Here is an 11,675-nt window from a genome sequence, read left to right as displayed (position 1 = left end):
AGTTGAAACATTTCAACGTAAGCTAAATGTATATGAGTATGTGCAATATTGCGAGGCGCTTGGTTTAGAGCCAACTGAAGGACTCAGTTTTTTGAGAAAGAACTAGCGTCTAGTCCTTTTCTATAGAAATGGTTTCAGCTTTTACAATTTAACACTTCCACCTTTTATATTACTATGCTGCTTAGACTAAGAAGAAAGAGTTAAGTTATTGTGATTAATAATGTGTGCGAAGCGTTTGTTGATGTAACCCCCATTGTCACAAAACCGTTCTTTTGTGACTACAATTACACTACGCACGAACGAATGGCATCTTAATATCATGATTTTAAATATTTATACTTTAATCTTGTTTTGAATTCTCGTGTGAAGTTGTTCGCGCAATTTATTTTTTGTGAGCGTCAACATATATGGCTCAGGCAAATGAGCTAATATGTATTGCAAAATCCACTAACTCTCGGCAATGAATGCGAACAGGGGCAGCATTAAAGCCAAGGAATAACTGCAGGGCATTCCGATCAGTTTCAGCAGTTAGAAGACATCAAATCATTCCTCAAATATTAGCAGAGCTATTTGTTGCTAGCTGCGTTTCTGGCCATGCGTACAGTATTGTAAAGCTAGCGATCCATTAGAATAAGAGTCTTTACTAAGAGGGCCTATGGAATGCCGTTTTTAGAAAATGACGCAGTACAAATTACAGAGTATGAACTGGCTCTAGACTCGAATATTAGGGCCGAGCAGATTGAAGTTTTACTGCGCAATTTAGTGTCTTTACGACATGAGGAGGAAGATAAATTCGTGATTCCGTTCGATGACGTAATCGTTACGCTTTAAGTGTGAGATTCATATAGTTCGTTACAATATGTAAGGTGCATTCCGGCATTCCGGCATTCCGGCATTCCGGCATTCCGGCATTCCGGCATTCCGGCATTCCGGACAATGATTCTGGGATAAACCATCCTTTGGTACTAATTTTAGATCTGAACACAAATTGACGAGAGTCGGTTTTTTATCTTTACGGAACGTCTCAATTTTAATAATTTCAGCTCAATTTACTTATGATCATTGGGCTTAACATTGCTCGCCTATCTTAAGTAAAGCTGAGATTGCTCCGACACCACTAAGTTGCAAACATCCCCGCGCTCTAAAAGTAGTGACAACGTGTTTAACGTTGACTGCTGCAAAAGTAATTTTTGATAAATCTCACCGACGACCGCCGTTCTTTCCTTTGCACCCTGGGTGATCTCCACCATGGCCTCAAGTGCAAGGGTAGATTGATTTAAGCTGTCTTCACTGGCGACGACCGCGGCCTCCATACCATTACCAGCATCGGCAGACGTTTCCTTTAACTGCTTAACAATTGCTCCTATCTCTTCACTGGACGTATTAGCGCTATTTGCCAGCTCTCGCACTTCATTGGCAACGACTGCAAACCCTCTGCCATGCTCGCCTGCTCGGGCGGCCTCAATTGACGCGTTCAAAGCCAGTAAATTAGTTTGTTTAGCAATATCCTGAATCTGCCCGACAATAACCGCTATTTTGTCAGATTGATGGGTAAGCTGAATAAACACATTTTTTACCGTTACAATGTGCTCGGCCAAATATTCACTCGCCGTTTGACAATTCTTTGTATACTCGAAACTCTCATTCACTTTTTTGCCGGAGTAGCCCGCTAATTCCCTGGCTTTTTCCATACCCAGCAGAATCTCTGATAATATGGCTGAGGCTTTGGCGATTTCCGGGCACAGCTGCTCAATTACAGTCTCTTCTCTCTGTTTATCCTGAACGGCATTTTCCTGATCATTAGAAGGTAGTTGCTGACATAACGTCTGTGGCTCGTTTGCTGGCGGTTCAACTTCGACTTCCTGATATATGGTAAACACTTCAGATTTCGGGAACCGACGACCCAGGAGCATGACATAAATACTGCTCCCGGTTGCAATAATGCTAGCCAACAAACTTAATGAAACAGATCCGGAATAAAATGGTATGCCTGTAGCCAGCCACCACATTGAGAGTGCCAGCATTCCAAATCCGTATTGTTTTATTTTAATCTGCTTTACCTGCAGGTTTAACTTATCTGCCTTTTCCACGACATTCGCTCCTACTGCTTGTTAAAGGTCCATTCACCGTAAAAATCGCCGGCGTGAATGGAGTGCTGAGAGAATGCAAAATTAACACCGCATTTACAAACACCGAGAAAATAGCCGGACTCCACGCGGTACGCGATTTACCAGCAGGTAAAAGGATTTGACACGAATAGTCGCTACCGCAAAGTGTTTCATTTTGAGAATCACATAACACCTGGTGTAGTTTTTTAAAACACTCCGATATGTAATTTTATTAACATAACAAGGCTAAATGATTGTTTTGAAATACGGTTTTTGTTTATGGAATGTTAAATGCAATAACAAATATGACGTAATGCGTTAACTTTTATAAGGATAACTAGATGAAAAACACACGGTTAAAACCAGCTTTGCTGTCACTAAGCCTGTCATGTGCGGCATTAACTTCTACCGCTCAGGCAGCTCAGGTAGCTACCGATCCGGGTGACTACGCGCCACTTCCAGCGGGCATCGACCTGGGCATTTTGTACCTTCAGTCATTTGAAAACGATGAGTTCTACGTTAATGGCCAGCAGGTTGAAAACGGCCCGACGTTAAGTGCCGACATTGGCCTGTTGCGTTGGGTGCACTACATTGAACTGGGCGGTTTTATTATCGATCCTCAGGTGATCCTACCGTTTGGACAACTCAAACTTAATGCTGGCGGCGCAGAAATCGAAGCATCAGGCATTGGAGACCCTATACTAGGGGCCACTATCTGGCTGTATAATAACCCGGACACCAAACAAGCAGTTGGCGTAACAGGGCTGGTTTCAGTACCTTTAGGTAGTTACGACACTGAAAAAGGTCCAGTGAATCTAGGCGAAAACCGCACTAAGTTTATTACCCAGGCGGCCTTTATTACGCCAATCAGCGAGCAGTTTTCCCTTCATCTGGTGGGTGAATACACCTTCTTTGGCGATAATGACGATTTTGGCGCATCAGGGATCACCCGTAAACAGGACGATCAATACGGTTATCAGGTGCATCTGAACTACCATATTTCTGATACCACCACCGCCTCAGTAAACTATTACCACGACTTCGGTGCAGAATCTCAAGTGTCCGAAGTTGAGCAGCAGGACGAGCTGAACAATAACCGCTGGCAGGTTACGCTGCAGCACTTCTTACAACCAGATTTACAGGTGCAAGCTCAGTATGGCCGCAGTATTTCGGTAGAAAATGGCTTTTTTGAAACCGATCGCATTAATCTGCGTTTTGTAAAAGTGTTTTAAACTTGAAATAGTCTCCCTCAGAGTACAGGGTGTGCATAGCATTGATAAGTACATCCTGCTTTTACTTGGCAACCCCTCTACCAAATTCATATAGCGAACAAATATTCACATATAAAACATATTACAAATATTTTACAATTCATGCTAGACTGAAGCTTTATTTTTCGATTACCAGAAATTACGGTTGTTTTCGCTATGTGTTAGCACAGCAAACCCCAAAAGGTCGAAGTAATGAGCAATGAATTAAGTGTAATCCGTCAGCGTTTTATTGAAGGAGATGTTCAGGTAGCCAGCATGCTACCCAGTGCCATTCGGGAGTCGTGGCTTCGCTGTGCAGACCAAACCCTCCCCATGTCAGGCAAACTCGAATACAGTTTTATTAGGCCTGATCTTCTGGACCAGCTTAAATACCAGAATGAAGAGCTGCTTACGGTTTCAAACCGCCATGTCGAGCAGCTGTTCAGGGCTGTTGCAGGTGCCGGCTGGTCGGTCTTGTTAACTGATCAGGATTGTAATGCATTGCAGGTTCGCCAGGCTAATCGTCTAAGTAACTCGCGCATCGCCCAGGCCTTTAAAGACGGCATCATGCTGAATGAGAACGTGGTAGGTACAACGGCCATGTCCTGCGCAGTAAACAGTAAAAAGTTCAGCCGCGTATTTGGCGGCGAACATTACAAAGAGCAACACAACACTTTTCACTGTGCGGCGGCACCGGTTTTTGACCATATGGGCCGTTTATGCGCTTCTCTGGACATCACCAACGAACACTCCATTAACGATATGGCCGTGTTTTACATGCTTGAGACCTGCGCCAGAAATATCCAGAAATCGCTGATCCTGAATCTTAGCGATACCTATGTTATCGAGATTATTCCCTCTTCCGGGCAATTCGGTGATATCACTAATCTGCTGCTGGCGATTACGCCGGAAGGAAAGATGGTTGGCTGTAACGAAGCCGCTTCAACCTTTATTTCAGACCAGCGGCGCTTTTTTGATACCTGGTTCGACGGCTTATTCAGTTCCGATTTTCAGTTAGTCACCAGCAAACGCGCGGCAAATGGCGAACCGTTTTATTTAACCCTCCACTCGGGCGTCACCCTGGCCTCAAGAATAATCAGAACGCCTCAGGACGCCCCCGTAAAGCATACCAGTCAGTTTAATTACCCGGCCACTGTAGAAATTAAGCCTGAATCACAGACGACCTTCGGCGATGAACAGCTGACAAAGTCGGTACAACGCGGCGCCAGAGTGCTCAACCGTTTACCCGTTATGCTTTATGGTGAATCCGGCGTTGGTAAAGAAGTTACCGCCCGTCACCTGCACGATGCCAGTCAGTGTCGTGGAAAGTTTATCTCTATTAACTGCGCGTCGATTCCAGAAAACCTCATCGAAAGCGAACTGTTTGGGTATCAGGCCGGTGCGTTTACCGGTGCCGATAAAAATGGTTTTAAAGGGCGTATTGCCGAAGCCGACAAAGGTACCTTGTTTTTGGATGAAATCGGCGATATGCCTCTCGCCCTCCAAAGCCGTTTGTTACGGGTGCTGGAAACCCGCGAGGTGAGTCCGTTAGGATCATCAAAGGAACATAAAGTCGATTTTCAGCTTATCTGTGCAACGAATGTCAACCTTGAACAAGCCATTGATGAAGGCCGTTTTAGGCAGGATTTGTACTTTCGTTTAAAAGGCTTTGCCATTCCCATTAAACCCTTGCGGGAACGGGATGATAAACTGGCCATTGCTGCCACTATTGTTAACGCCGACTGCCAGCATAAACAAAGCCTGAGTGCCGAAGTTAAACGCTTTATTCAGTGTTATAACTGGCCTGGCAACATCCGCGAATTGCGCAATGTGTTGCTGTATGCCGATGCCATTGGTGATGAGACTACCCTCATTCAAATGGATGAGCTTCCCGACGAGTATCAAACCTGTCAGACCTGCGTATCTCAGCCCGCCATTTCGACATCTGCCCAGCCAATGGGATCAGGACGCTTACTGGATCAGGCCAGTCAGGAACTGATCAATCAGGTGGTTGAGGATTGCAGCGGCAATATGAGCCAGGCAGCGAAGACCCTGGGCATCTCCCGGGCCACGTTATACCGCAAACTGGCCAAAGAACGTTCTGACAGTGCATTAAACTGAGACTGGCACCTGCCTGGCAGTGTTTCAAAATGAAACACTGCCAAACCACTTTTCAAAAAACCAAATAAATATCAACAAATTAACTTTTAATTAACTTTTGGCACACTCCCTGCGTAACCATGCTGTACGTAGTTGTAATCGCTATAACACAACGATAAAGGGCAATCCAATGTCACATATTAATAATCAACGCAGGCAGTTCTTAAAACTGGCAACCGCCATCACCGCAACCGTCATGAGCTGTTCGTCTATGCAGGTCATGGCAGGCATTCTGACCGACGAAAACAAAATGGATGCAACCGAGCAGGCCGTATTTAAGAAAATGCTTGCTATCGCCTTACCTACCGAGGGCACTACCCTGGTGAATCCGGCCACGTTACCGGTTATCCCGACCATTGAAGGCGCCTTGCTGGCAGGCATGCCACCGCATATCCGTAAAGGGCTTAATCAGGGTATTCATTACTTTAATCAAAGCGCCGAAAAAGCCTACGGCAAGCCTTTTACCAAGCTATCCGACGCCGACGCAACTGCCTTTGTGGATGCCTGGGCAGACTCAGATGTAGCGCCGCATCGTGCTTTAGCGATGGGGATTAAAAAGCTCACTGTGCTGGCTTACTGGGCTATTCCGAACACCTGGGCACCGTTAGGTTATGACGGTCCGGTATCGGAAAAATGGGGACTTAAAAAGCGCGGTGTTACACCCGAGCCACAAGCTTAAATATCGGTAGGAGTATAACGATGTCTACAACTCAAAATCAGTTAAACGTAAAAACCGCTGCCGATATCACTGCAGCCCAACTCGACCTTGACGCCGACGTGGTCATTATTGGATCTGGCGCGGGTGGCGGGATCAATGCCTACGAACTGGCCAAAGCCGGTAAAAAAGTAATCGTGCTGGAGGCTGGCCCTTATGTACCATCAGAAAAATTCACCGAAATGATGGCCGTTTCCATGGCCACCCTGTATGAAGGTGAAGGTGCACAAAGTAACACCGATGGCGATATTACTGTATTGCAGGGTCGCTGTGTGGGTGGCTCTACCGTGGTCAACGCCGCACTGTGTTTCCGTACTCCGGATTACTACCTGAATAAATGGGGTAAAGAATATGGCCTGACGAACCTCACACCCGATGTCATGTTGCCGTACTTTGAAAAAGTCGAAAAAAAACTCGGGATCACCGAAGTGAAAGGTCACGAAACCAGCGTGGGTGCCGAGTACATTAAAAAAGGTATGCAGAAGCTGGATATTCCGCTGGGCCTGGCCCGACGCAATATACGTGATTGCGCCATGACCGGCTTTTGCTTTGCTGGCTGCAAAACTGACCGTAAACAATCGATGATGGTGACTTACCTGCCCTGGGCATGTAATCACGGCGCCGTTATTTATGCCGATACCCGGGTAACCAAAATTAACACCGTCAACGGTGCTGCCAGTGGTGTAAATGCTGAAGTTGTCGATCCGAAAACTGGCAAGGTAAAAACCCGCATGAAGGTCAATGCGCCTATAGTGGTGCTGGCTGCAGGGCCTACAGGCTCGCCGCTGCTGTTACAACAATCCGGGCTGGCAAACTCCAGTGGTCAGGTGGGTAAAAACTTCGCCTGCCACCCGTCACTTTCCGTTACCGCAATGTTCGACAAACAGCTGAATGATTTCCACGGCGCTACACACAGCCTGTTCGACGACAGCCATACCCTGCCGGATGATGGAGGCTGGATCCAACTCAATGCAGTTCAGGATCCCGTAGAAGCCTCATTTATGGCGGAGCCAGGAACGGGTAAACCCTACGTGCGCTACATGCAGAACTACCCTAACTCCACGCGGCTGATTACCCTGATCCACGATAAAAACGTGGGTGAAGTAACGCTGGAAAACGGCTACAAGGAAATTCGCTATCAGGTAGACGATGAAGACTTTGAAGCCATGAAGAAAGGCCTGAAGGATAATGCGCGCATTCTGTTTGCAGCCGGTGCCAAATACCTGTACCTGCCGACGTCAGATAAACAGCGGATCAATTCCGTGGACGACATCGACAGCGTTATTGATGCCCTTGAAAATGAACCGGCGCGTTATCGCTACACGTCGTTCCATCCACAGGGCACCTGCCGGATGGGGGCCGACAAAACCAAAACCGTGGTTAACCCCTATGGTGAAACCCACGACATTAAGAAGCTGTATGTGGTAGATGCCAGTCTGCTTCCCACATCAATTGGTTATAACCCGTCTGAAACGGTTTATGCGCTGGCCAGTTACATTGCCGATCACATCAACCAAACGAATCCAAGTTAAGGTATTAGCATGAATTATCAAGACATCAGCCAGAGTGACTTTTCCCTCGACTACACATCTGGCTTCTCCGGTGCTGCGTTCGACATTGTCGAACCTGCCACCGGCACCGTTTTCGGCAGTATTAATGCTGCCACTGCCGCCGAAGCAGGCGATGTCATCAGCCGTTGTAAGCAGGCACAGCCGGACTGGGCTGCCACCACCTTTGAAACCCGCGCTGGTATCCTGCGCCGATTTGCGCAGGCACTCGAAGCCAATGCCGAACTTATTCATGCCTGGAATGCCAGAGAATGCGGCTCTATCCGGCCTAAAAGCGAATGGGAATTACAGGCTTGTGTAGAACAAACCTATATGGCCGCCAGTCAGACCCAGGCACCCAATGGCGAAATATACCCATCGGCGATGCCGGGGCGCAAAAACATGCGTGTGCGCATTCCGGTAGGCGTAGTTGGCGTTATCGCACCGTGGAACTTTCCATTGTTACTCTCATTACGAGCGGTATTACCGGCCCTTGCCATGGGCAACAGTGTAGTGCTGAAACCCGATCCGCAGAGCTTTTTTACCGGCGGGGTGATTATTCAGCAACTGATGCGCGAGGCGGGTTTACCTGACCATGTGCTGGGTTTATTGCCGGGTGGTGCCGAACCAGGTCAGGCCGTGGTTGAGCATCCGGATACCGGCATGATCGCGTTTACCGGATCCACTGCGGTGGGCCGCTCAATCGCGAAGCATTGCGCCGCAACATTCAAGAAAACATCGCTGGAACTGGGCGGTAACAATGCCTTTATCGTGCTGGCCGATGCAGATATCGCTTCAGCGTCATCCTGTGCTGCCTGGGGTGCGTTCCTCCATCAGGGGCAGATATGCATGCAATCCGGGCGTCATATTGTCCACAAGGACGTGGCCGAAGCCTACGCCTCGGCACTGGCTGAACGCGCTAATAACCTGTATGCCGGAAACCCGTTTACCGAACAATGCCATCTTGGCCCGTTAATTAACCAGACCCAGGCCGATAAGGTTGAGGCTCTGATTGATGAGTCTGTGGCAATGGGCGCCAAAGTGATTGCCGGCGGCACGGTTGAGGGCCGATTAGTGCGCCCAACCGTACTGACTAACGTAACACCGGATATGCCGGTATTTCAGCAGGAAATATTTGGCCCGGTTGCCCCCATTGTAACCTTTAGCACTGAGCAGGAAGCCATTGCGCTGGCCAATGCGACGTCGCTGGGATTATCTGCCTCCATTCATACCGCAGACAGTGCCAAAGGCGAATACCTGGCCGGGCTGATAGAAGCCGGTATGGTGCATGTGAATGATCAAACGGTAAACAATGAGTATCACATTCCGTTTGGCGGGTTAAAAGACTCAGGGGATGCTGGCCGTATTGGCGGTCCGGTAAACCTTGATGAGTTTACCCACAGTAAATGGATAAGCGTAATGAACCAGGGAATTCAGTACCCGTTCTGATTATTTCGCTAATAAAAAATGCCAGTCAGTTAAGCTGACTGGCATTTTTTATCGACTCACTTTTGGTTTCTACACCTATGGTAAGTAAAGAAAACCGTTTACCCTAAACCCAAAAGATTATTCAACCAAACTACTTATTAGTGACGCTCAAACAATTACAAATTAGGCGCACAGGAACTCCGCATTATTAACTCACACGCCAAATCCTGTTTGTGGTTAACATGCTGCTTTTGTATTAAGGAATAAATAAGCTTTTCTGCTGCCGCACGCCCAAGATTAACAACCGGTTGACGAATAGTACTCAATGGTGGCCATATATTTCGCGAATTAGGATCGTCGTCAAAGCCTATGACCGATAGGTCGTAAGGAATTTTCAGGTGCAATTGATTAGCAACCCGGTATATCAACATTGCCAGATAATCTGTAGAGCAAAAAACGGCTGTAGGACAGTTTTCATTATTTAGTAACTGCCTTACTGCCATCTCATACTCACTGTCAGTGCCCTCTAGGGTCTTCACTAATGATGGTTCAATTTCTAATCCTGCTTCCTTATGGGCTTGTTGGTAACCCTCGAATCGAGATACACCTCCATATCCTTTTAGGTCATTGATAAAAGCAATTTTAGTATGACCTACACTCATCAAGTGTCGCATCGCCGTCAAAGCACCATCGTATTCCATCGTGTAAACGCAGTCATCTTCATCTATATTTAATGGTGCAATCCTGACAATGCCTTTATCTAGTGATTTTAACGTTCTAATTAAGTCTGGATCATTGCTTAATGGCGGCGCAATAATATAGCCATCGGGATTCGAACGATTCGCAATATGCTCAACAATAGCTGATATATCATTATAGTTTACAAAGTCACACGGACGAACCAATAAATCATAACCAGCTTCATCACAGGCGCTAACCGCACCATAAGTAAGACGGGAGGAGTATGAATTGGAATCATGTACTGCGTAGAGTAGTGCTATAAGATAAGATTGTTGAGTTCTTAATCGCCGGGCATTCAGATCAGGTTGATAACCAGTTTGGCGAATAGCACTTTCAACCTTTTCCCGATTGCTACTGCGCACGGTTAGATCTTTATTGATTACTCTGGAAACTGTCTTAATCGAAACACCGGCCACTCTCGCCACATCATGAATAGTGCTGTTTTTCCTCTCTTTCATACCATTCTACACCTCAATAATCACTCCAGAATATTGACACAATTGTGTCAATTTACACAAGAAGCAACCACACCTGTTCAGGGGTTCTAGGGATTTTCCCCTCTAAAGTAACATAGAACGCTACAGGTATTATATTATATGGTCTGTGGCGGTGGGTTACCTTCCAATATTCTGCCATCTTATATAAACACCATCAATCATATTGGCGTTTATTCATCATGGCAATTAGTAATGAACTCTCGATTCTGACTCAGGCAGAACAACGAGACTTGTATTCAGCACCTCAGTTTTCTATTGAGGAACAACGTTTGTATTTTTCGCTAAACGATGTAGAACAGGCCGAATGCCGTACTATCAGGCTTACTAAACATCGTTGTTATTTCGTGGCGCTTCTGGGCTATTTTAAATCTAAGCCAGTGATCATTGCTCCGAGTTTCCGTGATATCAGTATCGACATGCAGTTTATTGCCTCCCAAATTCAAAGAGGTAAAGGGATCAAGCCTTTCAGTGTCAGTAAAATGCAGCGTGACCGTATTTACTCAAGGATACTGCGTCTACTTAATTACAATAAGTGGAATGAAAAACAGCACCTCAATGCTCTGTGCCACCACCTGGTTTACATTGGTCATGCCTGGCTGGAGCCTCGACACCTCTTTGATGCGGCCATTGAATACCTTGCCAGCCATAACATTGCCATTCCTAAGTACTCCGTGCTTCAAAGACTGATAAGCCGCACAATGCAACAGGTCAGAAAAGACCTGACGCTCCAACTGAATCAACTTACCAGTAATGAACTTAACGTCTTTCTGGACAACATAATCACTACTAAAGACGACGGGCTGAGTCTGAGCCATCTCAGGGGTGGTGCCAAAAGTCTGACCGTGCCTGAGCTTAAAAAAGAGCTCGCCATTTACCACCGGTTAGCACCATGGAACACGCAAATAAATGACGTTGTGGACAGGCTCAATCTGTCGCTAAAAAATCGACAACACTTCAGCGGCCTTATTGATTACTACGGCAGTAAAGTGCGGCGCTTCAAACGCTCACAGCAGCACCTGTGGTTACTGTGTCATCTGACAGAGCGCATGCAACTTGCACTGGAGCGCCTGACGGATGGGTTTGTTTACCATATCCGAAAACAACAGGAAGCCGCCAACGCCTTTGCACAACAAGCAGTGTTCCTGTCCTGGCAGTCAGCTGCGGACAATGTCACGAAAGCGGCAGAGCTACTTCACCTGTTTGTTGACGAGAATATTGATGACAATCAG

Annotated in this window: 8 protein-coding genes and 1 pseudogene; 7 read left to right on the top strand and 2 right to left on the bottom strand. The window is 46.7% G+C overall.

Annotation, left to right across the window (positions count from 1 at the left end):
* Positions 1–660 precede the first annotated feature (660 nt).
* On the top strand, positions 661–831 hold the full coding sequence (locus ACTRWF_RS19440) for a hypothetical protein (protein WP_187447770.1): 171 nt from the start codon (positions 661–663) through the stop codon (positions 829–831).
* Positions 832–1,241: 410 nt separating this feature from the next.
* Here the strand turns inward: ACTRWF_RS19440 and ACTRWF_RS19435 are convergent.
* Positions 1,242–2,090, bottom strand: a pseudogene (locus ACTRWF_RS19435) (methyl-accepting chemotaxis protein); the annotation flags it as partial.
* Positions 2,091–2,449: 359 nt separating this feature from the next.
* Between ACTRWF_RS19435 and ACTRWF_RS19430 the strand changes: the two are divergent.
* The 5 genes from ACTRWF_RS19430 to ACTRWF_RS19410 all read left to right on the top strand — a co-directional run bounded on the left by ACTRWF_RS19430 (position 2,450) and on the right by ACTRWF_RS19410 (position 9,229).
* Positions 2,450–3,340: a transporter gene (locus ACTRWF_RS19430; protein ID WP_187447769.1), complete on the top strand. Its 891-nt coding sequence runs from the start codon at positions 2,450–2,452 to the stop codon at positions 3,338–3,340.
* A 231-nt stretch (positions 3,341–3,571) separates the two neighbouring features.
* The gene (locus ACTRWF_RS19425; protein ID WP_187447768.1) at positions 3,572–5,479 is read left to right on the top strand and encodes a sigma-54-dependent Fis family transcriptional regulator; all 1,908 of its coding nucleotides are present in this window, start codon (positions 3,572–3,574) and stop codon (positions 5,477–5,479) included.
* 235 nt (positions 5,480–5,714) lie between these two features.
* Complete coding sequence (locus ACTRWF_RS19420) at positions 5,715–6,197, top strand: gluconate 2-dehydrogenase subunit 3 family protein (RefSeq protein ID WP_462836077.1); 483 nt, start codon at positions 5,715–5,717, stop codon at positions 6,195–6,197.
* Positions 6,198–6,217: 20 nt separating this feature from the next.
* Positions 6,218–7,765, top strand: a complete 1,548-nt coding sequence (locus tag ACTRWF_RS19415) for an FAD-dependent oxidoreductase (protein WP_218309930.1) — start codon at positions 6,218–6,220, stop codon at positions 7,763–7,765.
* A gap of 9 nt (positions 7,766–7,774) precedes the next feature.
* Positions 7,775–9,229 (top strand): aldehyde dehydrogenase family protein, encoded by a 1,455-nt coding sequence (locus tag ACTRWF_RS19410; RefSeq protein WP_218309929.1) that lies wholly within the window; start codon positions 7,775–7,777, stop codon positions 9,227–9,229.
* Between the two features lie 155 nt (positions 9,230–9,384).
* Here the strand turns inward: ACTRWF_RS19410 and ACTRWF_RS19405 are convergent, their stop codons facing one another.
* A complete protein-coding gene (locus ACTRWF_RS19405; RefSeq protein WP_287149488.1) occupies positions 9,385–10,407 on the bottom strand; it encodes a LacI family DNA-binding transcriptional regulator in 1,023 nt (340 codons plus the stop codon).
* Between the two features lie 218 nt (positions 10,408–10,625).
* Here ACTRWF_RS19405 and ACTRWF_RS19400 point away from each other — a divergent pair.
* Positions 10,626–11,675: DUF4158 domain-containing protein (locus ACTRWF_RS19400; protein ID WP_462586379.1), on the top strand; the 1,050-nt coding region annotated here is incomplete at its 3' end.

The organism is Alteromonas sp. G5_S2_22_S1 (assembly GCF_054968525.1).
This window is presented reverse-complemented; position numbering and strand designations above follow the sequence as displayed.

Excerpts from the sequence above, each read along its gene's own strand:
- ACTRWF_RS19440 (WP_187447770.1), top strand. The coding sequence starts at position 661 with ATGCCGTTTTTAGAAAATGACGCAGTACAAATTACAGAGTATGAACTG.
- ACTRWF_RS19430 (WP_187447769.1), top strand. The coding sequence starts at position 2,450 with ATGAAAAACACACGGTTAAAACCAGCTTTGCTGTCACTAAGCCTGTCA.
- ACTRWF_RS19425 (WP_187447768.1), top strand. The coding sequence starts at position 3,572 with ATGAGCAATGAATTAAGTGTAATCCGTCAGCGTTTTATTGAAGGAGAT.
- ACTRWF_RS19420 (WP_462836077.1), top strand. The coding sequence starts at position 5,715 with ATGAGCTGTTCGTCTATGCAGGTCATGGCAGGCATTCTGACCGACGAA.
- ACTRWF_RS19415 (WP_218309930.1), top strand. The coding sequence starts at position 6,218 with ATGTCTACAACTCAAAATCAGTTAAACGTAAAAACCGCTGCCGATATC.
- ACTRWF_RS19410 (WP_218309929.1), top strand. The coding sequence starts at position 7,775 with ATGAATTATCAAGACATCAGCCAGAGTGACTTTTCCCTCGACTACACA.
- ACTRWF_RS19405 (WP_287149488.1), bottom strand. The coding sequence starts at position 10,407 with ATGAAAGAGAGGAAAAACAGCACTATTCATGATGTGGCGAGAGTGGCC.